A 24,899-nucleotide genomic window follows, 5' to 3' on the forward strand; every position below is an offset into this window, starting at 1 on the left:
GGTTTGCGGTATAGGTTCGGTGTTTAGCTGGGCGGCCCTTCCAGAATGCTGACGGCGCTGACACCCGGCGCGCCATAGACATGGGTGTACCCCAGCCGTGGTTGCCCCGGAACTTGCCTGGCACCGGCCTGCTGGCGCAGTTGCAGGCACACTTCGATGACCTGGCGCAGGCCCGAGGCGCCGACCGGCTCACCGTTGGCCAGGCAGCCGCCATCGGTGTTCACCGGAAGGCGCCCGCCGATGTCGGTGTCGCCGTTGCGCAGTAGGGAAGCCTGCTCGCCGTGCTCGCAGAAGCCGTTTTCGGCCAGGTGAATGATTTCCGAGCCGCTGTCGGTGTCTTGCAGTTGAATCACATCGATGTCGCCCGGGCTGACGCCAGCAGCCTCAAAGGCAGCTTGCGAAGCGGTCACCGTCGGTGCCGGGGACTGGCGCGCCGCAAGCCCGGGGCTGAACACTTCAAAAGAGCCGTGGCTGCGGGTACGCATTACAGCAGCACGGACGATGATCGGGTGCTGGGTGTATTTGTGCGCCTCGCTTGCGCGACACAGCACCAACGCCGCACCACCTTCGGCGGGGTTGCAGAACATGTACTTGCGCAGCGGAAGGTTGACCGGGGTCGAGGCGGCGATCTCCTCGAACGACAGTTCACGCCGACGCCAGGCATGGGGTGTCAGCGCGCCATTGCGAAAGGCACGCTGGGCGACATGCACCAGTGCTTCCTCGGCAATCGCGTGTTCGTGCAGATAGCGCTGGGTCTTCAAGGCGAAGAATTGGGTGGTCAGCATCAAGCCAGTTTCGCCATACCAATCCTCTATGCCCCAATCCGCCGGGCGCGGGTTGAAGGCGCCGCGCGGGTGTTTGTCGAAACCTACGGCCACGCCGATCTCGGCCATCCCTGAGCGAATCGCCGAGACCACGCTGGCCAACGCGCTGCCGCCGGTGGCGCAGCCATTGGCGACGTTGACGAAGGGGATGCCAGTCAGCCCCAGGTGGTTGGCCAGGGCATCGGCATTGCCGGCATCCTGGCTGCCGCCATAGGCGACGCCTACTTGATCCCAGCTCACCCCGGCGTCGCGTAACGCTTCACGCACGGCATAAGCGCCCTGGGCCTGCCCGGACAAGCCATCGGTGCGGCCAAACGGGTGCAAGCCGACGCCAATGATCGCGATATCGTCCATCAGCAGTCTCCAGAGTCGGCTGGCGTAAAGGCAAAGGTCTGCAGCGCAGTGCCATCTGCACGCTGGCCATAGCGCACCACACACAGGCGCATCGGCATGCCGATGCGCAATTGAGTCGCGTCGGCGCAGGTCAGGCGGCTCTCGACCTTGACCCCGTTGGGCATCTCGACATAGCCAACGCCATAGGGTTGGAATTCGCCGTCGGCTTCATGGGCGTTGTACGGCGCCTTGGGCTGGAAGGCCTGCACGGTCCAGGACCAGAGGTGGCCGTATTTGCCCATATCACAGCCGTGCATGTCGCTGCCGCAGCAGGCTGTGCAACTGCTACTGGCCGGGAAGTACAACTCGTTGCAGTCGCCGCAGCGGCTGCCCAGCAGGCTCAGGCCGCCGTTGTCCTGACGCAGCAGATGCGCGGTGGCTAGATGGGGTAAGGGAGAAGAAGTATTCATCGATCAACCCTGCTTGAAACAATCATGATTGTTTTTATAGCTCTAAAAAAGACGGACAACAAGTGTCCGTCTCTCTTTACGTCTCGACTCTGCTGCTCATCCGGTTGTAGGAGCTGCGAAACTCCGCCATCGCGGTATTGGCCAACAGCACATGCAAGCGGTCGAGGCGATCGCCAGTAAGGTAAGGCGTCGGGTTCAGCGCCACCCCTTGCAGGGTGTGCATGATCAAGTCGCGCAGCACTTGGCCTGTTTCCCGCAGCTCGACTTCAGCCCAGATCGGGAAGCGCGTGACCATACTGGTGTTGATCTGCTCGTCCAGCGACTGCTCCAGCGGCGTCATGACCTGCTGCAGCTCGACATCGGTACGGGCACCGCGCATCAATTCGTGAAACGCAATAAACGACGGCTGCATGAAGTACTCCTGCAGCACCCGAAGGGTTTGCAGCATGTTCGCATCGGTCGGGAAACTGCCCGATGACAGGCTCACACCCTGGATCGCCGTATCGTACTCCACCACACGTATGTCGGTGATGTGCGCGGCGGCCGCGGCGAACACTTCGGCCCGCGACTTGAAATGATGGCTCATAGCCCCACGGGAAACGCCCGCCTGTTTGGCGATTTTTTCCGTGGTGGTCTGCGTGTAGCCGATATTGATGAGACACAGCATGGTGGCATCGAGAATGTGCATCCGCATCAGATGACTTTTCTCGGCCTGCCAGCCTCCGTTTTCCGGCTTGGAGCGACGCGTTGGGCGGCGCGATTTGGCTGAGGGTGTTACCACGTTAAGGTATCCGTCCATATTTTCTGAACCAGTTTCCGCTTGACTGTGCTGTAAAGCACGCGAGTTAGTTTAACGCAATACGGCTTGCCAACCCCCGCCATCCCGACTTTCGCGCCAAAAACGCTCAAACAGGACTCACGAAAGCCGTATTGAGTGCCCTGAATCGACTGTAATAACGCTTCCGGTCATGTAAGAAGAGGCGTCACTGGCCAACAACAGCAATGGCCCGTCCAGCTCCTCGTGGCGCCCCAGGCGCTTGGCCGGCAAATTGGCGATTTCCGCAAGGCCGACCTCGGACTCATAGAACGGATCGGTCATCTCACTGGGGAAATACCCCGGCGCAATGGCGTTGACTCGAATGCCATGCTCGATCAAGTCCAGTGCCATGTACTGAGTCATGTGGATCAGGCCACCCTTGGTGGTGCCGTAGTTGAGGAACTTGTCCTTGGCCAGGTGCCCAAGGATTGACGCGATATTGATGATACTGCCCGGCTGCTGCCGGCCAATCAGTCGCGTGGCCATGCTTTGCGCCACGAAAAAAGGCCCTGACAGGTTGGCGTCCAGCAGCGACGTCCACTGCTCCTCGCTCATGCTCTCGAACGGCGCAGGGCTGGAAAGACCGGCATTGTTGACCAGTACATCCACCGCACCAAACTCGGCCTCGACCAGGTCGAAGGCCAGTTTGATCGAGGTTCTGTCGGTCACGTCCATGCACGACGCCAGCGCCTGCCCTCCCCTTGCACGGATTTTCGTGGCGATGCTTTCAACCCGCTCAGTGCGGCGCGCAACACACGCAACCCGCGCCCCGGCAGCCGCCAGCACCTGGGCGAAATGCGCGCCCAGGCCTGACCCCGCCCCTGTGACCAGCGCCACTTTTCCATGCAGAGAGAAACGGTCTGGCACGCTGTTATTGTTTATTTGATGTGTGCTCATATTGACCTCCCAGTCGCTTACTTCAATTGGCCAGGGCTGGCCAGTTGTTCGGCCAGAAAACGGCAGAATCGCGCGGCCTCGGCACCGTTGATCACGCGATGGTCATAGCTCAGCGAGAGCGGCAAGAGCCGCCGGCTGCGGACTTCACCAGCGTCCAGGTAAAGCCGCTCAACTTCGCTGGTGATACCAAGAATGGCCACCTCCGGCGCATTGATGATGGGCGTAAAGGCCGTGCCACCAATCGACCCCAATGAGCTGATGGTCATGCAACCGCCCGACATCTCGCTGATCGGCAAGCCTTTGTCACGGGCGCGACGGGCCTTCTCGCCTAGCTCGTCGGCCAGCTCGGCGATGGACTTGCCGTCGGCGTCACGAATTACCGGCACCAGCAAGCCGCCTGGCGTTTCCACCGCCACCCCAACGTTGAAGTAGCGCTTGAGCACCAGCTGCTTGCCGTTAGGCGCCAACGACGCATTGAACTGCGGGAAGGCCTTGAGCGCATTAACCAGTGCCTTGATCAGAAACGGCAGCAGGGTGAGCTTGCGCCCCAGCTCATCGGCCAGGCGCTGGCGCTCTTGGTGCAGGGCATCGATGGGGGCCTCGTCATGGTGAGTCACATGCGGAATCTGCGCCCAGTTGCGCCCCAGAAAAGCCCCGGCATACACCTGGTTGCGCGACAGGTCGACGGTTTCAGTCGCCCCGAACTGGCTGAAATCTACCTGCGGCATGGGCGGCAGGTTGGCTGGCCAGACAGGCGCCTGAGCAGGGTTCTGCGCGTTCATCAGAGCAACTCCCCGATCACGGTGCCGACGTCGTAGGTGGCGTCGGCCACCTTCAGGATGCGCAGCACGCCGTCGGCGGGCGCCTCGATTTCCTCCTGGGATTTCTCGCTTTCAAGGCTGTAGAGCGGGTCGCCCTTCTTGACCTCGCCACCGTCCTCGACCAGCCATTCGAGCAAGGTCGCCTCGTTCACGGAAAAACCAAGCTTGGGAAGAATGATTGCAGTCGTCATTGATGATCTCCTTATTGTTATTGGAGGGCAGCCATGATGGCCGCCGTGATGCGGGCCTTGGTGGGGATGAACTGGTCTTCCAGGGCCTTGGAGAACGGTACTGGCGAACGGGCAGCGCCTACCCGCCCGACCGGCGCCTTGAGTACACCGAACAGTTCGTTGTGCAGCCGGGTGGCGATTTCAGCACCAACACCGAAATCGACCTGGGCTTCGTGGGCAATCACGGCACGGCCGGTCTTGCGCACCGATGCCAGCACGGTGTCCATGTCCAGCGGCACGATGGAACGCAAGTCGACCACCTCCACCGAGATACCCTGCTGCTCAAGCTCCTTGGCCACCGCCTGCACTTCGAGCATGGTTCGGCTGTAGCTGATCACGGTGATGTCGCTGCCTTCACGCGTCACCTTGGCCTTGCCCAGCGGAATGCGTTCACCGGCGATCGGTGCCTCGCCCATGGTGAAGTACAGCGGCAGGCTTTCGACAAAAATGCACGGGTCATCATCAAAGATGCACGACAGCAGCAAGCCATAGGCATCGGCCGGCGTCGACGGCGCCACGACCTTGATCCCGGCGGTGTGGGCAAACCACGCTTCCAGGTAATCGGCGTGCTGGCCGCCGGTGCCGAAACCGGCACCCGTGGCGGTGCGAATGGTCAGTGGCACGTGGGTTTGGCCGCCTGTCATGAAGCGCAGCTTGGCCGCATGGTTGACCACCTGGTCCATGGCCACGGCGATAAAGTTCATCAGCATGATCTCGGCAACCGGGCGCAAGCCGGCCAGCGCGCCGCCCACGGCAGCGCCGATGATCGCCTGCTCGGAAATCGGCGTAGAGCGTACGCGCTCGGTGCCAAAGGCGTTGGACAGGCCGGCTGTACACTTGAACACACCGCCGCCTTGCGGGTCGGCGATGTCTTCGCCCAGGGCCACGACCGATTGATCCATTTCCATGGCATGGTGCATGGCCATGGCAATGGCCTGGGACATGTTCATGCGTTTGGCTTTGACTTCACTCATGCGTGCGCCTCCTCTGCGTAGACGTCCTTGCTCAGTTCAGACACGTCCGGCCAGGGGCTGGAAAGCCCGAATTGCACGGCGTCTTCGAATGCTTCGGTATTGCTTTGTTCCAGGTTAAGCAGCGCGGTCTCGTCGGCATGCCCCTGTTCAATCAACCAGGCGCGCAGGGCCGGCATCGGGTCGGCCGCCACGGCCGCCGCCATTTCTTCCTTGCCGATGTAGTGGGAGTCGTCGCCCAGCAGGTGGCCACGAAAGCGGAACGTCTTGGCTTCAAGCAACGTCGGCCCTTTGCCTGAGCGTGCGCGCTCGATGGCTTCATTGGCCGCGTCATACATCTGCACCGCGTCGTTGCCATCGCATTGAATGCCGTGCATGCCGTAGGCGATGGCACGGTCGACGATGGCGCGGGCACCGGTGCCGAACTCGTACTTGGTGTGCTCGGCATAGCCGTTGTTCTGGCACACAAACACCACCGGCAAGTTCCAGACCGACGCCAGGTTGAGCGCTTCATGGAAAGCGCCGATGTTGGTGGCACCATCACCAAAGTTGCACACCGTGACTTGCCCGGTCTTGTTCAGTTGCGCAGCCCAGGCCAGACCGTTGGCAATTGGCAGGCCCGACCCCACGACCCCGGTCGTGACCGGCAAACCAGACGCCAGGTGAGTAATGTGCATCGGCCCGCCCTTGCCTTTGCAGGTGCCGGTCGCACGACCCATGAACTCGGCCACAAAGGGGCGCAGCGGAATGCCCTTGGCCAGTTGGTCGTGAATGCCACGGTAGGTGGTGATCACGTAGTCGTCGGCGTTCAGGTTCACCGAAATGGCCGACGGAATGATTTCCTGCCCACGCGTGGAGTAATACGGCGAAGCGATCTGGCCGGCCTTGATCAGCGCGATAAAGCGGTCATCGGCGGTCTTGATCAGATGCGCCCTGCGGTAGATATCCAGCAGCACGTCAGTGCCCGGGGTTGAGGCGTTTTTCATGGTTGCCCTCGCATGCTCTTGTTTTTTCTTGTTGCCATTCGAGGTCGGCTTCTATGCAACACAAAACCGACAAGATTGTTTTTTTACAATATAGTGATAAGGACAAGACAGCAAGCCAGTGCGCCGCTTTTTCCTGAAAACTCCTGAGTTTTTAAGGCATCGCCCCGATCGATCAGGCGGGAGAAACCATGCACGACGCGTTATCCACCACCAGCTGAGCCCCCGAGACATACTTCGATTCGTCTGAGCCCAAAAACAGGACGAGCTGCGCCACATCCTCGGGCTGGCCCATCCCTTCTGCTGACTCGACCACCGACAGGGCCAAGGGCGTTGCGATGATGCCCGGCAACACGGCGTTGCAGCGGATGCGATAGCCCTTCTCACGGCAGTGCACGGCCACGGTGTGCGTCAGCGCCAGGACCGCCCCTTTCGCCGCGGCATAGGACGGCACCAGCGGAAAGCCGCGAATGGCTGTCAGCGAGGACATATTGATGATCGAGCCACCATGCTCGCGCATCGCCTCAATGGCGTACTTGCAGCCCAGAAAGGTGCCTTCCGAATGCACGGCCTGGGTCAGGCGGTAGTACTCGAGTGACGTGGATTCGATATCCATGGGCGCCACGATGCCGGCGTTGTTGACCAGAATATCGAGCCGGCCAAAGCGCTCGACGATAGTGCCCATCACGGCCTGCCAATCTTCTTCGCGCGACACATCCTGGCGGATGAACAGGCAACCGAGTTCTTCGGCCGTCGCGTGCCCGCTGCGCTCGTCAACATCAGTGATGATGACGTGAGCGCCTTCGCGCACCAGCAATTGGGCATCGGCCTTGCCCAACCCCGATGCGCCACCAGTAATCAATGCAACCTTGTCTTTTACACGCATGTTCAACGCCTCCATAAATCCCCCAGGACGACAGGCCCGTGGTGGTTACTGTTGTGTCAGTGCTGCTGGCCCCAGGCCGGATCGTCCGGCCCGGCCCAGCCGCGACGGGCCATGGCGCCGATGCCGGCGTCCCAGACCGCAGCGCTGGGTTGGTTGATGTTCCAGTCGAGCACGAACAGGCGCTCGCTGAACTTCCAGACGCCGTCGCGGCGCTGGTATTGATCCAGATAACGCCCGCCGAGCAGTTGCTGGGTGGCGACGCCGTCAACGTTCAGGGCGCTGACGGTGATCACATAGCTGCTGCCGCTGGCCTGTTCGCCGTCGACCTGAAACAACGCATTGGCGGTGAAGTGAAAACTGACCTCCACGGCCGGGTCGCCACTGGCGATCAGCTCGCAGAACTTTCGCGCGGGGCCGGCGAACACGCCGAAATCCAGGTGTGCCTCAGGCCACCAAAGGGACTGGAGCAGTGCCAGATCACGACGATCGACACCATTGCAGTAGCGCGCACTGAGCACCTGCAGGTCGTGCTGGGCCTGCAGGTGCAGGAGGAACTGTTCAGTGTTCATGATCGCCTCGCTGGGCAGGTGTCAGCGCGGCTCATATGCGGCCGGCAATGTAATCGTTGATCACTTCGTGGTAGCGACGCACACGCGACTCCTGGTCGGCCAGGTAGGCATCGCTGTAACCGCACGAGCGCAAGCCTTTTTGCTGCGCCACGGCGACGCTCAAGTCCTGGTCGGCCACGAAGCCCAGCGATTTCTCGCCGTGGACGAATACATCATGCGGGCCGGGCGCCATCGGCATCATGCCCAGCGGCGTGGCCGCCTCGGTCTCACCATGGGCCGGGCGTACGAAATACCAATGATCGAACAGGCACTTTTGCGGATCGGTGGGGTGCGGCATCGGCCGCAGGATCTGATAGGCCTCAGCGGCCATGGTCAGCGACAGGTTGGGGAACAGCGTGTAGTGGTGATAATCAGACAGCTGGTCATCGCTCAACCGGCCGTACTGGCTGTAACCACGCCCCTCCCCAAACGCGCGCTTTTGCGCCTGCATGGCCAGGCGCACGTCGCCGGCACGTCCGGCGAACTCGTCGGGGTTCAGCCCCCAGCCACGCATGATGTCGTCCAGCGGCGCCTGGACCTTCTTCGACTTGCCGTTGCCTGCCGGCAACGCCCCTTTCATCTTCATGCGGCTGTGGCCGTTGCGGTAGATCTCGAACTCGGTGTTCTGGTAGGCGTCGTCGATGTGGGTCGACAACTCGCGGTGCAGGCTTTGCACATGGTAGGACTCGTTGAAGTTGTCCTGAATGACCTTCCAGTTGCAATTGACTTCGCCGGTCAAGTGCATCACCCGCACCATCCGCTCCATTTCGTAGGCCTCCAGTTGCTCGGCCACCACCCCCAGCGATTCGCGCAAGCTGTGTGCCTGTTCATCCATGTTGAACCAGACCAGCCCGCCGAAGGTTTCGCAGCGCAGCGGCTTCAAGCCTAGCTTGCCGACCGGGTTGCCCCGGGAGAAGTCCTCGCTGTCCTTGGCAATCAGCAGGCTGCCATTGAGGCCATAGGCCCAGCTGTGATAGTTGCAGACCAGCCGTTTGACCTTGGCGTGTTCGCACTGAACCATGCGATTGCCCCGGTGCTGGCAGACGTTGTAGAAGGCCCTTACCTGCTGTTCTTCGTCGCGCAGCAGAATGATCGATTCGTGGCCGATCTGGGTGGTGACCACACAGCCGGGCTCCGGCAGTTCGGCCAGCGTGCAACCGATCTGCCAGGTGCGGGTCCACATGTGGTCCCACTCCTGCTGCATGAAGTCGGGCGAGTAATAGCGGTCGCCGGTGATCGGGTCACCCCGCAGGAAATCCTGATCAACCATGGCTTCGCGGGTGCGTTCGACGAGCGATAGATGGCTCATGATGGTTTCTCCTCTTCGCTACGCGACAAGAACATAGCGGGTGTGATTGGCAGCTGCCCTCAGGACAGCAGCTGGAAATGGTAGGCTAGGTCGGCACGGTCGCGGCGGCCCTGAGGGCATTGGGCAAATACACCATCGTCGCGGCCTGTGTAGCGGCAGCTGGCGTTCCAATCCAGCACCAGGTCACGCGAAGCCATGCGCCAGGTGCCGTCGCGTTTGTCCCAGATATCCAGGTAGCGCATGTTGTCCGGGCAATTGATCAGCGCACCGTCCGGCAACCGGGCGGCGGCATTGCCGAGCATGTAGGACTCGGCCACGGCGCGCGTGTCGCTTTGGAAATCGATGCTGGCGTTGGTGAAACGGTGCCAGCCCATCACCAGGTGCTCCTGGATGAAGGGAATGTCGAAGTCGCAGAAGGCGTGGGCATTACCGTTGAAGATGCCGAAGCGCACCTCGCCATCGCTGTGAAACGTGGATTTGAGCAGGGCCAGGTCGCAGCGATCGACCGCCTGGATATAGCGCGCCATCTGCTCGAGGATGGCCTGGTGATCCAGGGCCTGGCGTATCCGTTCACTGAGTCCCATGCTCACGCCCCCAGCAGTTCGTAGACCGGGTCACGGGTGTCGCGTGTACCGCGCAGCTTGAACTGCCCGAACAGGCCTTCGTCCCAGACGGCGGTGCTGGGACGGGTCATGTTCCAGTCATGCACGAAAACCCGCTGGGTCACCTGCCACTGACCATGGGTACGCTGGTAACGGTCCAGGTAGCGCCCACCGATCAAACGGTCGAGCTTCTGCCCGGCCTCGACGATGGTGCTGATGTTGATCACATACACCTCGCCCACCGCCTGGTCTCCATCGACCTGAAAATACTCATTGGAGATGGAGTGAAAACTGCGCTCCAGGGCCGGGTCGGCAGAGGTCACGGCAGTCACGAAGGCGGCCGCCGGGCCTTTGTGCGCGCCACAGTCGATCTGCGCATCGTCGCTGAGCAACGAGACCAGCAGGGCACGGTCCATGCGGTCCAGGGCGCGGGAGAATTTGGCGTTCAATTGGTGCAAGGCCTGCTGGGCTTCCACCTGTTCGAGCAAGGCCATGTCGGTCGCTTCGACGTTAGCGTTCATCGTGTCTGTCACCCTATTGTTTGATTTATCAGGTCCAACGAGACGGGCGCTGCCCTAGACCGGGCTCATGCCGCCATCGACGGTATACAGTGAACTGGTCACGAACGACGCTGCGTCGGACAGCAGGAAGGCAACGACCACCGCCACCTCGTCCGGCTCGCCGTAGCGCCCCATCGGGGTCGCAGCCTGGTTGCCGGCCAGGGTCGCCGCGGCGTCGCCGGAGTCCTGCTCGATACGCCGCATCATCTGAGTATTGATCGTGCCGGGCAGCACCGCATTGACCCGCACCCCGGCCGCCGCGCTTTCAGCTGCCGCCACTCGCGTCAGGCCGAGCACGGCGTGCTTGGACATGACATAGGCACCATGGGTCGGCGCGCCGAGAATGCCCGCCAGCGACGACAGGTTGACGATCGCACCGCTGCCCTGGCGCTTCATCACCGGCAACACGTACTTCAGGCCCAGAAATACACCGCGCACATTGACCGCATAGACCCGATCCAGGGCTTCCACCGAGAGGTCTTCGAGTAACCCCTGGCGGCCTTCGATGGCAGCGTTGTTGACGAAGGCGTCAATGCGCCCGAAATGCGCCAGGCTGCGCTCGACGCAGCGGCGCACGTCCTCTTCAATGGAGACATCGGCACCCAGCGTCAGCACCCTTGAGGGATCGAAGTCGCTGTCTTCGACGATCCGCGCCAGCGCGGGCTGATCGAGATCGACTAAAACCACCCGCTGGCCATCGGCAAGCAGGCGCCGAACCAGCGCCAGGCCGATACCGCCGGCAGCGCCAGTGACAATGGCGACCTTGTGGGTTGACTCAGGCATGAGCGGGCTCCTTGTAGGCGTTGCGCAGCTGTTCAAGTGTGGGTGCCGGCTCGGCAAGGTCGCGGACCTTGACCAGCAATTTGCCCTTGTTGCTGCCGTCGAACAGTCGGGCGAAGGTCGCCACGGTGTGTTCCAGACCCTCGACAATGTCTTCGGCAAAGGTCATGCGGCCCTCGCGCAGCCAGCGCGCCATGACCTCACGCGCCTCAGGGAAGCGGTCTTGCATTTCCGGAGTGATATAGCCGCGCACGGTCAGGCTGCGCGCCAGAATCTGCCAGTAGTTGTATGGCCCGGGCACTGGCTGGTCGGTGTTGTATTGAGCAATGGCGCCGCAGAACACCACGCGCCCGAAGCGGTTCATGTTGAGCAAGGCGGCGTCCAGTATTTCGCCGCCGACGTTGTCGAAATAGATGTCGACGCCATCCGGGCAGGCCTTGGAGATGGCCTCTTTCAGATCGCCACAGGTCTTGTAGTTGATGGCGGCGTCATAGCCGAGCTCATCGACGATCCAGCGGCATTTCTCATCCGTGCCGGCCAGGCCCACGGCCCGCGCGCCCTTGATCTGGCCGATTTGCCCGGCCAGCGAGCCGACCGCACCGGCGGCGGCGCTGACCAGCAGGGTTTCACCCGGCTGTGGCTTGCCGAAATCGAGCACGCCGAAATACGGCGTCAGGCCCACGGCACTGAAAATGCTCAGGTGGTAGTTCAGTGGGTAACCCTGGTCGCCGCGTACGACATGAATCTGCTCGCCGTCGGCGTAGGTGTAATCCGCCCAGGTGTTGCACGCGATCCCCACGGCGAAATCGCCCACCTTGAAACCCGGGTGCCGGCTGTCCACCACCCTTCCCAAGGTCGAGCCGCGCATCGCCTCGCCCAGCGCCAGCGGGGCCGCATAACTGGCTTTGCCGCTCATCCAGCCGCGGGCACCGGGGTCCATCGACAGGTAGAGATTTTGCAGCAGCACTTGACCGGGAGCCGGCGGGTGCAGCGGTACGCTGCGCAGGCGGATGTCGTCGTCGGTCGGCACCCCCTGGGGGCGACTGTGCAGGTAAAACTCACGATTGAGCAGAGTCATCTGGTTTTCCTTGTCAGGGCGCTGTGCTGCGCAGTTATTGAGCGGTCCATCCGCCGTCCACGGTCATCAGGCTGCCGTGGACAAACGACGCGGCGTCCGAAGCCAGCCACAGCACGGCGTTAGCCACTTCATGCACCTCGCCCAATCGCCCGACCGGGTGAACAGCAACCAGCTTGGGTTCAAGTTCAGCCAGGTTCGGGTTGGCATTGAGCATCGCGGTGCGGATCACCCCGGGGCACACGGCGTTAATGCGAATGTTGCGGCTGGCGTATTCCACCGCAGCGCTCTTGGTCAGGCCGGCGACCGCATGCTTGGTCGCGTTGTAGTCGCTGGAGCCGGGCAACACAGTCAGCGACAGGGCCGAAGCAGTATTGACGATGACCCCGCCGCCCTGGTGCTCCATCTGCTGGATCGCGTACTTCATCCCCAGCCAGACCGACTTGAAATTGACCGCCACAATGCGGTCGAAATCGGCTTCTTCGATGTCTGCCAACAGCTTGCCCGTGCTGCTGATACCGGCGTTGTTGTGGAGGATATCCAGCCGCCCGAAACGCTCCACCGTTTGCGCCACCAGCGCCTGCATCTGCTCGGCCTGCGTGACGTTGGTGCGCAGAAAGGCCGCCGTGCCGCCAGCCGCTTCGATAACCGCCTGACAGGCCTGGCCCTGGTCGGCATTGATGTCGGCCAGCATCACCCTGGCTCCGGCCCGTGCAAACGCCTGCGCCGTGGCCGCGCCGATCCCTGACCCCGCACCAGTGACCAGTACCACTTTGTTGTCAAATTGCCCGCTCATGTTCACACCCTTGTCTGTCGTTGTTGTTGTACGTGCCCTGCCCGGCTGTCAGCCGGCCTTGCGCACGGATTCAAAGGCCCAGTCGAACACCCGCTGATCGCCGTGGCGCGCCGTGATCGTCAAGGTGACCTTGACGATCTTCCAGCCCTCGGCGGTGCGCAGCAGATCCGTGATGTAATGGCCGTAAAGGAAACAGTGGTAGTCGCCGTCCGGTCGGGTCAGGAAATGCCCGGCCTGCATGTAGGAGGTGCAGCTGGCCTGATGGCCGTTGATGCGGTGCAAATGGTTGCTGCTGATGTGCTGGGTGGCATCGAAGCCTTCCAGCCCGCGCACCCGCTCAGCCCAGTCGGCAGCGGACATTTCCAGGTTCAACTGCGGGTCGAAGCTGCGGTAGTCGATCCATACCCGCTCCAGCATCAGCGAGCGCAGCAGGCGCCAATCCCGTTGGTCGAGGGCGGCGGCGTACTGGATGATTACATCGCTGATGGCCAGACGATCCGCAACCTCGCCGCTGTTGGGAATATTGATCATCGTGCCTGCGCTCCCGGTGTGCCGAGCAACCGATAGGAGTAATCTTCACGGTCGCGGCGCCCCAGGGTGGCGGCGACTTCGGGGTTGTTGGGGTTAATCAGCGGGCGCTCGACAAAGTCGGCCATGCTCAAGCCGACTCGATCGACCCGGTGCCAGTCCAGAACCGACTGGCGATGACGAATCGCCCACGTGCCGTCGATGCACTCGAAGCGGTCCAGGTAACGACCGCCGCCAACGATGTCGTACAGCTCATTGCCATCGGGTGCCTGCAACACCACAGTCCAGTAGGTTTCGGCCCCGGCGACGTTACCGTCGAGGCTGATCATCGTGTTGCTGACCACATGGCGGGTCACCGTCATGCGCTGGTGCTCAGGCCACAGCCAGTCGACAAAGCCTTCGGCGCTGCCTGAATACAGCGGTGCGTGATCGTCCGTGCCGTCGGGGTGCCAGCAGGACAGCGTGAGGGCACGGTCCATGCGGTCGATGCCGCGGCAGTAGCGATGGATCACCTCGGTGATCGCCATCTTGGCGGCCACCGAGGCGAAATCGGGGGCTTTCTGGGTCATGCTATTCACCTGTGGTTTTTATTGTTGTGAACGGGTTCTGTGCCGTTAACCGGTAACGTCGGCGGAAACTGCGATCAGCGCGGCATCGACCTCCAGCAGGTCATCGCGCCGGCTTTCGCCATGGCGTGGGTAGTCGGTGTAGCCAGCTGTGCCCTGGGTGTAGTAGGTCGCGATGTCTGGCCGGTTGATCGGCCAGCCATGGCGAAAGCGCTCGGCCAGGTCAGGGTTGGCGATATAGGCCTGGCCAAACCCGACCAGATCGCACTGACCGCTGAAGATCATCTGCGCGGCGCGCGAGCGAGTGAAGCTGGCGACCGTCATCAAGGGACCGTCGAACAGCGGCCGCAAGGTGGCGTAGACGTCCCAGTCCATGCCGTAGTCGCCCACCTGCAGGTAGGCGATGGCGCGCTTGGACAGCTGCTGCGTCAGGTAGCTGTAGGTCGCCACCGGGTCGTCATCGAAGACGTTGTGAAAGGTCCAGCCGGGCGAGACTTTGACAGCGACGAAATCACTGCCCAGCGAGGCTGCGATGGCATCGACGCAGGCGAGCAAAAAATGCGTGCGATTCTCCAGGCTGCCGCCGAATTCGTCGTCACGCAGGTTGGTGTTGCTGGAGAGAAACTGCATGGGCAGGTAACCGCTGCCGGCGTGAATTTCCACCCCGTCAAAACCCGCTTCGCGGGCCAGCTCCGCGCACTGGCGGTAGCTGTCGATGACCTGATAAACCTCTGCGCTACTCAAGGCTCGTGGTTGCGGGTAGGCGCGCTTTGGCCGCGGGCACTTAACCGTGTAGTGGCGCGCCAGCGGGTCCGGTTGTATCGCCGACGGCGCCACCGGCTGTGCGCCGGCAAGCATCAAGGGGTCGGTCAGCCGTCCGACGTGCATGATCTGGCAAAAAATCGCACCTCCCTCGGCATGCACCGCATCGGTGACCTGCCGCCAGCCATCGACCTGTGCCGGGTTACACAGCCCCGGCGCGAACAGGTAACCGTTGCCCATCGGTTCGGGGTACACCCCTTCGGTCACGATCAGCCCGGCGCTGGCGCGCTGGCGGTAATGCTCCACGTTCAGTGCCGTGGGTACGCCGTCAAGGCTTGAACGGTTGCGTGTCATGGGCGCCATCACCAAGCGATTTTTCAGGTGCAGCTTGCCGATCTGCAAGGGTTGGAACAGTGCGTCGATCAACTCACTCATAGCAGGTACTGCCTCGTCAGGTGATTCGGGAGTATCAGGCGCTGGCACCCAGGATGAGGTCTGCCGCGCGCCAGCCGAGAGCCATGGCCGGCCCGTTGGTGTTGGCTGACACCAGTGCCGGCATCACCGAACAGTCGGCCACCCGCAGCCCCTGCACACCGCGCACGCGCAAGTGCTCATCGACCACCGAATCCTCCGTCAGGCCCATGCGGCAGGTGCCGATGGCATGGGTGCCACACAAGGAAGTGCGGCGGAAGAAATCGAAAATCTGCTCATCGCTCTGGCATTGAGCGCCCGGCATCAGTTCTTCGCCCGCGTACTCGGCCAAGGCCGGCTGCGCCATGTACTGACGCATGTAACGCACCATCGCCACCGCCGCCCGACGGTCCTCCTCAGTGCTCAACCAATTGGGGGTGATTGCCAGCGGAACATCCGGGTCGGCGGACTGCACCATGATCGAGCCTTCGCTGGTCAGGTGCAGTAACTGGCCGTAGACGGTCATGCCCGGTTTGTCCTCGACGCCGTCGGGCACCGGGAAATTGTCGTCACTGCGCGGGTAGGTGAAGGCACTGAGGTACAGCTGTGCATCCGGCCGTTCGACCTCGGGCTGCGTGCGAAAGAACGCACCGACCTCGAAGGGGCCAGTGGCCATCGGACCGCTGCGCAGGGTGTAGTACTGCAGCAGGCTTTTGGCCAGGCCCAGGCCCTGGAAGCGCGCATTCAAGCCCTTGTCGCCCTTGAGCCGATACGGCAGCAAGAAGCCCAGGTGGTCGCGCAAGCGTTGGCCAACGCCGGGGTTTTCCACCACCAGGTCGATACCCAATGGTTGCAGGTGCTCGCTAGCGCCGATACCGGACAGCTGAAGAATTTTGGGCGACAGCAAGGCTCCGGCACTCAACACTATCTCGTCCTTGCAGGCAAACTGCGTTGCCCGGCCTTCCACCCGGCAAGCAACGCCCACGGCACGATTGCCATCGAACAGAACACGGTCGACAAAAGCACCGGTCACCACCTCGAGGTTGGACCGCGTCAGCACCGGATGCAGGAACGCTGCCGCGGAACTCACCCGTCGACCGTTCTTGATGGTGTGCGAGTAGTAGCCCACGCCTTGTTGGTGTTCGGTATTGAAGTCCTCTACACGTGGCAAGCCCATCTGCTCGCCAGCACGCACCATCGCCTCGCTGACCGGGTAGCGAAACTTGCCGGTGCTGATGTGCAGCGGGCCACCGGCACCGCGCATTTCATCAGCGCCCAGCTCGTGGTCTTCGATGGCACGGAAGGCCGCTTTCATCGCCTTCCAGCCCCATTCGGCACCGGCTTCCTGCTCCCAGACGTGATAGTCCTCAGGCTGTCCGCACACATAGATCATACCGTTGATCGAACTTGAGCCGCCGACCACTTTGCCGCGCACCCACATCTCGGCCGACTCGGTGCCTGGCAAACGTGGCTGCTGCACCGGAAAGTGCCAAGCATGACGCGGGTCGCTGACCAGCTTGGCGATGCCTTTGGGCATACTCACGAGCGGGCTCTTGTCCCAGCCGCCGGCCTCCAGCAACAACACACGCTTGCTCGGGTCGGCTGACAGTCGGTTGGCCAACACACAGCCGGCCGATCCCGCACCGACGATGATGTAGTCAAATGCATCGACCGCCATCAGTGCTCCTCCTTCATGATCAGTTGTTCCCGCTGCACGGCCTGAGCCAGTCCCTTGAACATCAGTGCGTAGGCCATCCGTAAAAACTCCTCGGCCTCCTCCGGCCGACCCGATGCAGTGGTGAACACGCTGCTGTAGTTGAGTCGGCAACGCGTCGGCGCCAGCGCTTCGATCTGCCCGGTCGCCTGATATTCGGTCAACCCCGCGGGGCGCTCACCGATGTTGGAGAGCTTGTACAACAGCGTCTGTGGGTCCTGGAAATCCAGACGCTCACTAACCGGGGCGGCAAAGCCACGGTTGTATATATGCCGGGTCAGGCCAAGGCCCTGGCCTTCAAGTTCGACGCGCTCGATCTGCACGTTGGGTTCGTCCTGCGGCCACCAGCGTTCGATGTTGCCGAAGTCCGCCAGAATTTCCCAAAGCATCGCGGCCGGTGCGGCGAAATCGTGATAAACCTGAATGTGATGCATGCCTTTCTCCTTGTTGTTATGGACTACGCACTCAGCCGAGCGTACGTATCGGGTCGCGGCCGTCCCATTCGCGGGCCTGGGTTTTCATCAGGGCGAAGAAGTCCCGGTTGGCCTGGGGCAGCTCGATCAGCTCGATCAAGCCTTCGCCTGCGTCCACATAGATGGCTTCGCCACCGCCCACCAACCAGGCTTCCTGCATCACCACCGCACCGGCTTCGGCACACTGGCGACGGGCCTCGGCCATGCTGTCGACCACCACACAGACGTGGTGCAGGCCGTCGCGCCCCTGGTCGAGCCAGCTGCGGTAAATGGACGGGGCATCGTTGTGCTGCTGGATCAGCTCGATCTGAATGTCGCCCCAATAGGCGATCCATACCGAGAAATCGATGCTGGTAGGCTCGCCACGGTACTGAGCCTTTTCCAGCACCAGATGATCGAAGTGAAAGAACGGACCCACGCCCATGGTCTGGGTCCAGTAACGCAGCGCCGCGTCGATGTCCTGGGGCACAAAGGCCAGTTGCATGACATCGCCCAGGCGAGAGAGCGAAGACGATTGCTTCATCGGGTCAAGCCTCCTGAGTTGCATTGGCGACGGCGGCGGCGATGGCCGTCTTGCTCGGGTTGCCGCGCAGGGTCAGCCCACCGTTGATTTGCAGGTTCTGACCAGTCATGAAGCACTCGTCGCTGGCCAGCCAGACCACGGCGGCGGCGATGTCGGCACTGGTGCCGATGCGCCCCAAGGGGTAACCGGCGACAAAGCTCTCGAATACCCCTGGCACCTGACCTGCTTCGGCGGTCATCGGGGTTTCGGTGAGGCCTGGGGAAATCGAATTAGCCCGAATGCCGCGCTCACCAAATTCGTTGGCCACACAGCGAATCACGTGATCGGTCCCGGCCTTGGTGCCCATATAGGCGGCATGGTCGTGGAACATCACGGTGGCCGTCGCCGAACTGATCTGAATGATCGAGCCGCCATCGGTCATGGTGTTTACCGCGGCCTGGCAGAACAGAAACGGACCGATGTACTGCAACGCCGTCATGCGCTGCAGCTCATCGAGCGTGGTCTCCAGAAACGGTTTGAGCAGCCCCCAGCCGGTGGCATTGAGGGCGATGTCGACCTTGCCGCCCCAGGACGCTGCGAAGTCGAACAGCGCGTCTACCTGATCCTTCTGGGTGATGTCGCAGGTCTTGGCCACACCGCCGATCTGCGCGGCGAAGTGCTCCAGCTCCTGGGCCTGACGCCCGGCCACAACGACCCGTGCCCCTTCGGCGCTGAGGCGTCTGGCGATGACCTGCCCCATGTTGTCGCGCCCCGCCGCTCCCAGCACCACCGCGACCTTGCCTTGCAATTTGCCCATGGTCCAACTCTCCTGAAGTAGAGGGGCGCAGCTCGCTGCGCCCCGAGTGCTGGCTCAGCGTCAGCGAATGCCGCCGCCGGACAAGGCTCCCTGGGTGAAGAACCCGCTGGCCGGCGGTTTGATGACTTCCCAGCCGCCGTACATGGCCGCGTTTTGTTGACGGGTGTAGGCACCGGTCGCCAGGTCGTAGGTCACCCACTCATCGGTCATGTGGCCAGTGGTCTCGTAGAAACTCAGCGGGATGTTGTGAGTGACCCGGTAGATCTTGCCAGTGCTGTCATAGGCATCACCGACGCCCACACTCCACAAGTCTTCATCCCAGTACAGGACCCGACGCGGATAGACGTGGCGCTTGCCAGGCTTGACCGTGGCTTCCACGACCCAGACGCGGTGCAGCTCCCAGCGCATGCAGTCCGGGTTGAGATGGCTCTTGGTTTCGGATTTAGCGTCTGGGCAGACAGACGAATCGCGCATCTTGTAGGCGTTGTACGGAATGTACATTTCACGCTTGCCCAACAGCTTGAAGTTGTAGCGATCCAGTGCGCCGTAGAAGACCGCCGATTCGTCGACCACGCTCGCGCCACCGCCGGTCGGGCTAGGCGTATCGTAGGAAATATCTGGCGCCAGTTTCACCCGACGTTGCCCAGGCAGGTACTGCCAAGCGCGTCGGCCAGTGTCGACCATGTCGATGGAGTCATGGACCAGTAGTTTCTCGCCGTTCTTGCGCGCCGGCTCATTGAAGTCGATGCGGATCATCTCGTAGATGTCATCGGTCTTGATCGGCTCGGTGCGCTGCGGATCGAAGATCGGGTAGATCACCGACATGGCGCCCACACCGGTGACCGTGCGGGTGCCACGGGTATCGATGACGCTGCCGCTCATGCCGGCGGTCTTGAACGCGTACTGGTCGAATTTCAGCAAGCGGTTCCACATCACTTCGTTGCCGGTGTTCGGGAATGGGAACGGCGTGCCGCCGAAGCAGCCATCCAGGCCCAACTCATCATTCTTGGTTTTGCAGGTACTGGCGTTTTTCAGCGCGTTGTCCTGGAAGTACTGTGGATAATTGGCGGTGCGGTGAGTCGGGTAGATGTCCAGGCGATAGCTGGGGTACTTCTGCAGCATCGCCTTGATACCGTCGGTGAGCTTGTCGCTGTACTGAGCCATGTTCTTGGCGTCGATGGAGAACAATGGCTTCTCATCGGCAAACGGGTCGGGACGAATGCCGGGCTTGCTCGGGTCGTAGCTTTTCGGCGGTTTGATCGGACCGGTGTAGGCCGGGATGCTGCCATCGGCATTGCCGGCTTTCTCGGCGCCCCAGGGCAGGTACTTACTGCCGATCTGGTTGACTTCATCAGGTGTGGCAGCGGCAAACGCCGAGGCACAAAATGCCCCTGCGATCGCCACCGTCAGGATCTGTGCGAAGTGACGTCTCATATGCATCTCCTGTTGTTCTTATTTGAGTAATGCTGGAGCGTGAAACCCCAGAGGAACGAGGTTTTCGGGACACCTTCAAAACAAAACAGATCTGTTCGTTTTTTAATAATTTATACCGAAACCGCCGTTGTGCCAATGGTTAAATCACGTCATTTTTTTGCTTTTTGGAAAAGGGCCTCGGCGATGCGTCAAGCGCCGCCAAAGGCCCTGTGAGGGGCCAGCGCCGTGCGGCGCCGGTTCTTACTCAGGCATGGCCGGCCCGGCTCGCAGACTCAGGCCGCCGTCCACCACCAGGCCATGCCCGGTGATGAAATCAGCCTCATCGCTGGCCAGCAGCAAGGCCGCCCTGGCAATGTCCAACGGGGTGCCAAGGCGCTTGGCCGGTGCAGCGTTTTCCCAGGCATGGCGTATCTGCGGTTGGTCGAACAACCAACCGGTCATGCCGGTGGTGATCGCCCCCGGCATGATGTAGTTGGCCGTGACCCCATGCCGGCTCAGCTCATGTGCCAGAGTCTTGGTCAGCCCGGCCAGTGCATGCTTGGAGGCCGCATAGGCGGCAATGTTGCTGTCGCTGAATTGCGCGGTGATCGAGGCAGTGTTGATGATCCGCGCGCGCCCGTTGCGCCTGGCGCGCTCGATCAGGTGCGGAATTGCCGCCCGGCACAGACGGAAGACCGCGTTCACATTCACCTCGAAGGTGTCGTGCCACATTGCATCAGGCATCGTCACCACCGGTGAAACAGGGGCGACGCCGGCATTGTTGAACAGAATGTCCAGCCCGCCGAATTGCTCCAGTGCCATTTCCACCGCCAATGCCGGGGTATGGGCATCGGTCACGCTCCTGGCCAGGACGACCACTTTCGACGTTTCGGCAAACAGCGCCTCGATCCCCGACTCGGGCCGGTCCACCGCCACCACGCGCGCCCCTTCGGCCACAAACAACTCGCAGGCGGCGCGACCGATACCCGAAGCCGCCCCGGTGATGATCGCAACCCGGTCCTGCATTCTGGAAAACACAGCCATTGACGCATTCCTCCGGATGATTGCTTGTCAGGCGCCTACAGGCGCACCACCACTTTGCCCGTGTTGCTGCCATCGAACAGGCTGGCAAAGGCTGGAAGGCAATTGTCCAGGCCATCGACCAACTGTTCGCGAAACTGGATCTGCCCTTCGAGCAGCCACTCGCGCATTTGCGCCGCACCTTCACCGAAGCGCGGAAAATAGTCGCGGATCAAGAAGCCTTCCAGGCGTGCACTGTGGGCCAGGATCTGCCACATGTTGTACGGCCCGGGCACAGGCACCGTGCTGTTGTAACCGGAGATTGCCCCGCAAAAGACGATGCGCGCCCGGTCATTGATGTGCAACAGCGCTGCATCGAGGATGGCGCCGCCGACATTGTCGAAGTAGATGTCCACACCGTCGCGGCAAGTGCTGGCAATCGCCGCCGACACGTCGCCCACCTCTCGGTAATTGATCGCCGCATCGAAGCCCAGTTCGTCGCACAACCAGCGGCACTTCTGTTCGCTGCCTGCAAGGCCCACGACCCGACAGCCCTTGATCTTGCCGATCTGCCCGACCAGCGACCCCACGGCCCCGGCCGCAGCGCTGACCAACAGAGTCTCCCCGGCCTTGGGCAGCCCCACTTCGAGCAAGGCAAAATACGCGGTCAGGCCCACCGGCCCGAAGATGCTCAGGTAGTACTGCTCCGGGTCATCGAAGGCGTTGTCGATTTTCGCCAGTGCGGCGCCTTCGGCGATGGAGTAGGTTTCCCAGCCGTTGAGCCCCATCACCAGGTCGCCTTCGACAAAGCCCGGATGCCGACTGTCGATCACCCGGCCCAGGCTGGTGCTGCGCACCACTGCCCCCAGTTCGATGGGTGGCAAGTAACTGGGGCCTTCGGCCATCCAGTCGCGGATCGCCGGGTCGATGGAGAGGAACTGGTTGTGCACCAGCACCTGGTTTTCCTGCAGCGTGGGCACGACGTCCTCGCGCGGCACCACGTCACGTTCGGTGGGCAAGCCCTGGGGGCGTTGTTGCAAAATCATCCGGCGGTTGACAAGCGACATGGGGGATTCCTTGGCGAATGAGTGCCGGCATCGAGTACTACGACACCGGCCCAGAGGTTCAGAGTGTCGGTTCGACGCGCTGCGGATCGTCACTCAGGTAGTAGTCGATCCAGCGATGGAAATACTGGTTGCCACGCTCGTTACGCCCGAATATCACATGCTTGTGCGCGCCACTGGCAAGGCCTTCCTGGACCTTGAGGCCCAGTTTGTAGTCCTCCTCGTCGACCACGTCCTTGAGCCAGTCCATCATGGTTTCCAGCGCCTGACGCTCCTCGTCGGTGGTCGGCGCCGTGTGGTGGATATAGTGCAGGATGGTGGTGTTCACGCCAGGTGTCGGCCCCGGAATCAGCTGCGCGACCTGGGTGATTTCCGGCGCCACGAATATCGAGCTATTGGGAAAGAAGGTGCGCACGAAGTCATAGCCATCGTTTTCGTGCCGGTACCACTGCTCCGCGGGTACGTCCTTGAGCTTGCCCATGCTGCGCTGCGGAAAGCCAATCATCAGGTGCGGTCCATGAGCCTCGAACTGCATGATGTTAGAGTAGGTGCGCTGGTTGATCGTCTGGGGATGTGCGGCAGCAAAGTGATAGCCTTCCAGATAGCCGTCGTACGTGATTTTCCAGTTCGCCCCGTGGATGACCCGGCTGCCGCAGTAGTGCCAATCCTTGAAGCCGAGCGACGCGACGTCATCCATCATGCCACCCAGAAAGCCCTCGAAATCGGTTTCCTGGCCCGGCGTCAGTACCGCGAAAATCATCCCGCCGCGCTCGAACACCGGCAGCTGGGTCAAGGGCATCGCCGCCTTGTCGACATCGCCGTAGGTGTCCTCGGCATAGATGCGCAACAGGCTGCCGTCATTGCCGTACAGCCAGGCGTGGTATGGGCAGGAAAACTTCTCGCATTTCCCCTTGCCGTCCGCCACTTGCATGCCACGGTGGGCACAGACGTTGAGCATGGCCCGCACGCTGCCATCCTTGAGCCGGGTCAGCAGCAACGGCACGCCCAGCAGATTGCGGGTCATGTAGGTGCCTGGCCCGGGCAACTCTCCGGACATTGCCGCTAGGATCGGCAGGCGCTTGTAGAGCTTCTCGACTTCCTCGTCCCAGCGCGCCCTGTCAACATAACTGCTGCTGTCGACGCGCATGATGTCATCGGCCTGGTCGGTGGAGCGATGGTCGATGTAATCCAATAGCTTTGCGGCAATCCGGTTGTACTGCTGGTGTTTGACGTCTGCGTTCATGATGGACACCTGTTTTCTCTTGTTATCGGGTGCTGATTGCACTGTGGCGTGTGCTCATCGTATCCAGCCAGCGCGCCAGGTTCGGGCAGCGTGCAGCGTCGAACGGCTGGCCGACCAACATACCGAACTCGATGAACACGAACAGCTGCAGGTCGGCCACGCTCAGGCGCTCGCCGCACATAAATGGCTGACTGCCCAGCTGCCTGTCAAGCCACGTCAGGCCTTCCTGGGCAGCGCATTTCAATTCATCGGCGACGCTGGGGTAGCAGCGCACCCGGTCCTTGAACAAACCCAGCCCCTCGGCCCCGCGAAAGCCACTGGTGAGCGGCTGGACCACCGCCAGGTCAACACGCCGCCACCACATGCGAGTGACGGCGCGTTCCCGGGCGCTACGGCCAATCAGTGACACGTCGGGATGCAGCTCCTCGAGGTACTCGCAAATGGCCCAGGTTTCGGCCAGACCGGTGCCGTCGTCGAGCATCAGCACCGGCGTGGTGCCCGTTGGGTTGAGGGTCAGAAAGTCGGGCTGGCGATTGACACCCGCAACGATATCCACCTGCTCGCAGGGCAACGTCAGCGCCTTCTCGGCCAGCAGCATGTTGACCAGCCTGGGGTTGGGCCCAATGGAGCTGTAGAGCTTCATGTTCACCCCCGGCTCAGAACTGCACGCGCTTGGTAAAGCCACCGTCGATGATGACGTTGGTGCCGGTGATATAGGCGGCCATGGGGCTGGACAGGAAGACCATCGCACGCGCGACGTCTTCAACCTTGCCAAAGCGGCCCATGGGAATTTCCCCCAGGGTTTTGCTGTACAGCTCGGGCATCGCGTCCTTGATCGCCGCCCAGTTGCCGCCCGGATACTCGGTCGGCCCGGGGGACAGCATGTTCACGCGGATATTCTTTGGCGCCCACAGCTCGGACAGTTGTTTGCCGTAAGTGATGATCGCTGCCTTGATGGCGTTGAACGCCTGCGGGTAAATGAAGGTTTCCACCGCCGCAGTGCTGGACATCAGGATCACCGCCCCACCATCGCCACCGCTCAAGGCCTCCTCCAGCACCTGACAACCGGTGACGGCGCCCATCATGTCCAGGCGAAAGCTCATCTCCCAGTCCATGGTGCCCTGTGCCCCCGACGAGCTGGCGTTGTGAATGAACACGTCGCAGCCGCCCAGACGTTCGGCGGCGCTGCGCAGCCAGGCCTCGTAAGCGGCGCTGTCATTCATGTCAAAAGCATCGCCATAGGCTTTCACGCCTTTGTCTTGCAAGACCTTGATGGTCTCCCCCACGCGCTTGGCGTCACGGGAGAAGAAGGCAATGTCGCAGCCTTCGTCGGCATACAGCTCCAGCGCCGCCCGGCCAATGCCACGGCTGCCACCGTTGATGATGACCTTCTTGCCACGTAGTCCGAGTTCCATAGTCGCTTC

29 protein-coding genes are annotated in these 24,899 nt (G+C 61.9%); all 29 read right to left on the reverse strand.

Going from position 1 to position 24,899, the window contains the following annotated elements; all coding sequences use genetic code 11:
* Positions 1-23: 23 nt before the first annotated feature.
* Complete coding sequence (locus AC3IX4_RS18675) at positions 24-1,178, reverse strand: thiolase family protein (protein ID WP_489256881.1); 1,155 nt, start codon at positions 1,176-1,178, stop codon at positions 24-26.
* A complete protein-coding gene (locus AC3IX4_RS18680) occupies positions 1,178-1,627 on the reverse strand; it encodes a Zn-ribbon domain-containing OB-fold protein (protein ID WP_489256882.1) in 450 nt (149 codons plus the stop codon). The genes AC3IX4_RS18675 and AC3IX4_RS18680 overlap by 1 nt, the downstream gene beginning before the upstream one ends.
* Before the next feature lie 76 nt (positions 1,628-1,703).
* Complete coding sequence (locus AC3IX4_RS18685) at positions 1,704-2,408, reverse strand: TetR/AcrR family transcriptional regulator (protein WP_489256883.1); 705 nt, start codon at positions 2,406-2,408, stop codon at positions 1,704-1,706.
* Between the two features lie 135 nt (positions 2,409-2,543).
* Positions 2,544-3,341, reverse strand: coding sequence for an SDR family NAD(P)-dependent oxidoreductase (locus AC3IX4_RS18690; RefSeq protein ID WP_489256884.1), 798 nt, complete (start codon positions 3,339-3,341; stop codon positions 2,544-2,546).
* Between the two features lie 17 nt (positions 3,342-3,358).
* The gene (locus AC3IX4_RS18695; protein ID WP_489256885.1) at positions 3,359-4,123 is read right to left on the reverse strand and encodes a 2-oxo acid dehydrogenase subunit E2; all 765 of its coding nucleotides are present in this window, start codon (positions 4,121-4,123) and stop codon (positions 3,359-3,361) included.
* Positions 4,123-4,353, reverse strand: coding sequence for a biotin/lipoyl-containing protein (locus AC3IX4_RS18700; RefSeq protein WP_489256886.1), 231 nt, complete (start codon positions 4,351-4,353; stop codon positions 4,123-4,125). Before AC3IX4_RS18700 ends, AC3IX4_RS18695 begins: the two co-directional genes overlap by 1 nt.
* Before the next feature lie 17 nt (positions 4,354-4,370).
* Positions 4,371-5,366: an alpha-ketoacid dehydrogenase subunit beta gene (locus AC3IX4_RS18705; protein ID WP_489256887.1), complete on the reverse strand. Its 996-nt coding sequence runs from the start codon at positions 5,364-5,366 to the stop codon at positions 4,371-4,373.
* Positions 5,363-6,349, reverse strand: coding sequence for a thiamine pyrophosphate-dependent dehydrogenase E1 component subunit alpha (locus AC3IX4_RS18710; protein ID WP_489256888.1), 987 nt, complete (start codon positions 6,347-6,349; stop codon positions 5,363-5,365). The genes AC3IX4_RS18705 and AC3IX4_RS18710 overlap by 4 nt, the downstream gene beginning before the upstream one ends.
* Positions 6,350-6,521: 172 nt before the next feature.
* Positions 6,522-7,232, reverse strand: a complete 711-nt coding sequence (locus AC3IX4_RS18715; protein WP_489256889.1) for an SDR family oxidoreductase — start codon at positions 7,230-7,232, stop codon at positions 6,522-6,524.
* Positions 7,233-7,288: 56 nt separating this feature from the next.
* Positions 7,289-7,801: a nuclear transport factor 2 family protein gene (locus AC3IX4_RS18720; RefSeq protein ID WP_489256890.1), complete on the reverse strand. Its 513-nt coding sequence runs from the start codon at positions 7,799-7,801 to the stop codon at positions 7,289-7,291.
* A 31-nt stretch (positions 7,802-7,832) separates the two neighbouring features.
* The gene (locus AC3IX4_RS18725; RefSeq protein ID WP_489256891.1) at positions 7,833-9,149 is read right to left on the reverse strand and encodes an aromatic ring-hydroxylating oxygenase subunit alpha; all 1,317 of its coding nucleotides are present in this window, start codon (positions 9,147-9,149) and stop codon (positions 7,833-7,835) included.
* A gap of 59 nt (positions 9,150-9,208) precedes the next feature.
* On the reverse strand, positions 9,209-9,733 hold the full coding sequence (locus AC3IX4_RS18730) for a nuclear transport factor 2 family protein (RefSeq protein ID WP_489256892.1): 525 nt from the start codon (positions 9,731-9,733) through the stop codon (positions 9,209-9,211).
* Between the two features lie 2 nt (positions 9,734-9,735).
* Positions 9,736-10,272: a nuclear transport factor 2 family protein gene (locus AC3IX4_RS18735; RefSeq protein ID WP_489256893.1), complete on the reverse strand. Its 537-nt coding sequence runs from the start codon at positions 10,270-10,272 to the stop codon at positions 9,736-9,738.
* 54 nt (positions 10,273-10,326) lie between these two features.
* Entirely contained in the window at positions 10,327-11,094 is a 768-nt protein-coding gene (locus tag AC3IX4_RS18740) for an SDR family NAD(P)-dependent oxidoreductase (RefSeq protein ID WP_489256894.1), read from the reverse strand.
* Entirely contained in the window at positions 11,087-12,169 is a 1,083-nt protein-coding gene (locus AC3IX4_RS18745; protein ID WP_489256895.1) for an NADP-dependent oxidoreductase, read from the reverse strand. Before AC3IX4_RS18745 ends, AC3IX4_RS18740 begins: the two co-directional genes overlap by 8 nt.
* Before the next feature lie 34 nt (positions 12,170-12,203).
* A complete protein-coding gene (locus AC3IX4_RS18750; RefSeq protein ID WP_489256896.1) occupies positions 12,204-12,962 on the reverse strand; it encodes a glucose 1-dehydrogenase in 759 nt (252 codons plus the stop codon).
* Positions 12,963-13,010: 48 nt separating this feature from the next.
* Positions 13,011-13,493 carry a nuclear transport factor 2 family protein gene (locus tag AC3IX4_RS18755; protein WP_489256897.1) on the reverse strand — a complete coding sequence of 161 codons (483 nt, stop codon included), beginning with the start codon at positions 13,491-13,493 and terminating at the stop codon, positions 13,011-13,013.
* Positions 13,490-14,059: a nuclear transport factor 2 family protein gene (locus tag AC3IX4_RS18760; RefSeq protein ID WP_489256898.1), complete on the reverse strand. Its 570-nt coding sequence runs from the start codon at positions 14,057-14,059 to the stop codon at positions 13,490-13,492. Before AC3IX4_RS18760 ends, AC3IX4_RS18755 begins: the two co-directional genes overlap by 4 nt.
* Before the next feature lie 45 nt (positions 14,060-14,104).
* Positions 14,105-15,253 carry an alkene reductase gene (locus AC3IX4_RS18765; RefSeq protein ID WP_489256899.1) on the reverse strand — a complete coding sequence of 383 codons (1,149 nt, stop codon included), beginning with the start codon at positions 15,251-15,253 and terminating at the stop codon, positions 14,105-14,107.
* 34 nt (positions 15,254-15,287) lie between these two features.
* Positions 15,288-16,907 carry a GMC family oxidoreductase gene (locus tag AC3IX4_RS18770; protein WP_489256900.1) on the reverse strand — a complete coding sequence of 540 codons (1,620 nt, stop codon included), beginning with the start codon at positions 16,905-16,907 and terminating at the stop codon, positions 15,288-15,290.
* Positions 16,907-17,377, reverse strand: a complete 471-nt coding sequence (locus AC3IX4_RS18775) for an SRPBCC family protein (protein ID WP_489256901.1) — start codon at positions 17,375-17,377, stop codon at positions 16,907-16,909. Before AC3IX4_RS18775 ends, AC3IX4_RS18770 begins: the two co-directional genes overlap by 1 nt.
* Before the next feature lie 31 nt (positions 17,378-17,408).
* Complete coding sequence (locus AC3IX4_RS18780; protein ID WP_489256902.1) at positions 17,409-17,939, reverse strand: VOC family protein; 531 nt, start codon at positions 17,937-17,939, stop codon at positions 17,409-17,411.
* A 4-nt stretch (positions 17,940-17,943) separates the two neighbouring features.
* A complete protein-coding gene (locus AC3IX4_RS18785) occupies positions 17,944-18,735 on the reverse strand; it encodes an SDR family oxidoreductase (protein WP_489256903.1) in 792 nt (263 codons plus the stop codon).
* Positions 18,736-18,795: 60 nt separating this feature from the next.
* Entirely contained in the window at positions 18,796-20,169 is a 1,374-nt protein-coding gene (locus AC3IX4_RS18790; RefSeq protein WP_489256904.1) for a DUF1329 domain-containing protein, read from the reverse strand.
* A gap of 240 nt (positions 20,170-20,409) precedes the next feature.
* Positions 20,410-21,192: an SDR family NAD(P)-dependent oxidoreductase gene (locus AC3IX4_RS18795; protein WP_489256905.1), complete on the reverse strand. Its 783-nt coding sequence runs from the start codon at positions 21,190-21,192 to the stop codon at positions 20,410-20,412.
* Positions 21,193-21,227: 35 nt separating this feature from the next.
* The gene (locus AC3IX4_RS18800) at positions 21,228-22,235 is read right to left on the reverse strand and encodes an NADP-dependent oxidoreductase (RefSeq protein ID WP_489256906.1); all 1,008 of its coding nucleotides are present in this window, start codon (positions 22,233-22,235) and stop codon (positions 21,228-21,230) included.
* Positions 22,236-22,293: 58 nt separating this feature from the next.
* Positions 22,294-23,475: an aromatic ring-hydroxylating oxygenase subunit alpha gene (locus AC3IX4_RS18805; protein ID WP_489256907.1), complete on the reverse strand. Its 1,182-nt coding sequence runs from the start codon at positions 23,473-23,475 to the stop codon at positions 22,294-22,296.
* Positions 23,476-23,497: 22 nt separating this feature from the next.
* A complete protein-coding gene (locus AC3IX4_RS18810) occupies positions 23,498-24,118 on the reverse strand; it encodes a glutathione S-transferase family protein (RefSeq protein ID WP_489256908.1) in 621 nt (206 codons plus the stop codon).
* A gap of 13 nt (positions 24,119-24,131) precedes the next feature.
* Positions 24,132-24,890 (reverse strand): SDR family NAD(P)-dependent oxidoreductase, encoded by a 759-nt coding sequence (locus tag AC3IX4_RS18815; protein ID WP_489256909.1) that lies wholly within the window; start codon positions 24,888-24,890, stop codon positions 24,132-24,134.
* Positions 24,891-24,899: the final 9 nt, after the last annotated feature.

This window comes from Pseudomonas sp. KH_021 (assembly GCF_057838865.1).

Excerpts from the sequence above, each read along its gene's own strand:
- AC3IX4_RS18700 (WP_489256886.1), bottom strand. The coding sequence starts at position 4,353 with ATGACGACTGCAATCATTCTTCCCAAGCTTGGTTTTTCCGTGAACGAG.
- AC3IX4_RS18705 (WP_489256887.1), bottom strand. The coding sequence starts at position 5,366 with ATGAGTGAAGTCAAAGCCAAACGCATGAACATGTCCCAGGCCATTGCC.
- AC3IX4_RS18800 (WP_489256906.1), bottom strand. The coding sequence starts at position 22,235 with ATGTCGCTTGTCAACCGCCGGATGATTTTGCAACAACGCCCCCAGGGC.
- AC3IX4_RS18680 (WP_489256882.1), bottom strand. The coding sequence starts at position 1,627 with ATGAATACTTCTTCTCCCTTACCCCATCTAGCCACCGCGCATCTGCTG.
- AC3IX4_RS18730 (WP_489256892.1), bottom strand. The coding sequence starts at position 9,733 with ATGGGACTCAGTGAACGGATACGCCAGGCCCTGGATCACCAGGCCATC.
- AC3IX4_RS18760 (WP_489256898.1), bottom strand. The coding sequence starts at position 14,059 with ATGACCCAGAAAGCCCCCGATTTCGCCTCGGTGGCCGCCAAGATGGCG.
- AC3IX4_RS18770 (WP_489256900.1), bottom strand. The coding sequence starts at position 16,907 with ATGGCGGTCGATGCATTTGACTACATCATCGTCGGTGCGGGATCGGCC.
- AC3IX4_RS18710 (WP_489256888.1), bottom strand. The coding sequence starts at position 6,349 with ATGAAAAACGCCTCAACCCCGGGCACTGACGTGCTGCTGGATATCTAC.
- AC3IX4_RS18725 (WP_489256891.1), bottom strand. The coding sequence starts at position 9,149 with ATGAGCCATCTATCGCTCGTCGAACGCACCCGCGAAGCCATGGTTGAT.
- AC3IX4_RS18805 (WP_489256907.1), bottom strand. The coding sequence starts at position 23,475 with ATGAACGCAGACGTCAAACACCAGCAGTACAACCGGATTGCCGCAAAG.
- AC3IX4_RS18715 (WP_489256889.1), bottom strand. The coding sequence starts at position 7,232 with ATGCGTGTAAAAGACAAGGTTGCATTGATTACTGGTGGCGCATCGGGG.
- AC3IX4_RS18815 (WP_489256909.1), bottom strand. The coding sequence starts at position 24,890 with ATGGAACTCGGACTACGTGGCAAGAAGGTCATCATCAACGGTGGCAGC.
- AC3IX4_RS18780 (WP_489256902.1), bottom strand. The coding sequence starts at position 17,939 with ATGAAGCAATCGTCTTCGCTCTCTCGCCTGGGCGATGTCATGCAACTG.
- AC3IX4_RS18675 (WP_489256881.1), bottom strand. The coding sequence starts at position 1,178 with ATGGACGATATCGCGATCATTGGCGTCGGCTTGCACCCGTTTGGCCGC.
- AC3IX4_RS18810 (WP_489256908.1), bottom strand. The coding sequence starts at position 24,118 with ATGAAGCTCTACAGCTCCATTGGGCCCAACCCCAGGCTGGTCAACATG.
- AC3IX4_RS18790 (WP_489256904.1), bottom strand. The coding sequence starts at position 20,169 with ATGAGACGTCACTTCGCACAGATCCTGACGGTGGCGATCGCAGGGGCA.
- AC3IX4_RS18695 (WP_489256885.1), bottom strand. The coding sequence starts at position 4,123 with ATGAACGCGCAGAACCCTGCTCAGGCGCCTGTCTGGCCAGCCAACCTG.
- AC3IX4_RS18735 (WP_489256893.1), bottom strand. The coding sequence starts at position 10,272 with ATGAACGCTAACGTCGAAGCGACCGACATGGCCTTGCTCGAACAGGTG.
- AC3IX4_RS18690 (WP_489256884.1), bottom strand. The coding sequence starts at position 3,341 with ATGAGCACACATCAAATAAACAATAACAGCGTGCCAGACCGTTTCTCT.
- AC3IX4_RS18795 (WP_489256905.1), bottom strand. The coding sequence starts at position 21,192 with ATGGCTGTGTTTTCCAGAATGCAGGACCGGGTTGCGATCATCACCGGG.
- AC3IX4_RS18755 (WP_489256897.1), bottom strand. The coding sequence starts at position 13,493 with ATGATCAATATTCCCAACAGCGGCGAGGTTGCGGATCGTCTGGCCATC.
- AC3IX4_RS18745 (WP_489256895.1), bottom strand. The coding sequence starts at position 12,169 with ATGACTCTGCTCAATCGTGAGTTTTACCTGCACAGTCGCCCCCAGGGG.
- AC3IX4_RS18720 (WP_489256890.1), bottom strand. The coding sequence starts at position 7,801 with ATGAACACTGAACAGTTCCTCCTGCACCTGCAGGCCCAGCACGACCTG.
- AC3IX4_RS18740 (WP_489256894.1), bottom strand. The coding sequence starts at position 11,094 with ATGCCTGAGTCAACCCACAAGGTCGCCATTGTCACTGGCGCTGCCGGC.
- AC3IX4_RS18785 (WP_489256903.1), bottom strand. The coding sequence starts at position 18,735 with ATGGGCAAATTGCAAGGCAAGGTCGCGGTGGTGCTGGGAGCGGCGGGG.
- AC3IX4_RS18750 (WP_489256896.1), bottom strand. The coding sequence starts at position 12,962 with ATGAGCGGGCAATTTGACAACAAAGTGGTACTGGTCACTGGTGCGGGG.
- AC3IX4_RS18775 (WP_489256901.1), bottom strand. The coding sequence starts at position 17,377 with ATGCATCACATTCAGGTTTATCACGATTTCGCCGCACCGGCCGCGATG.
- AC3IX4_RS18765 (WP_489256899.1), bottom strand. The coding sequence starts at position 15,253 with ATGAGTGAGTTGATCGACGCACTGTTCCAACCCTTGCAGATCGGCAAG.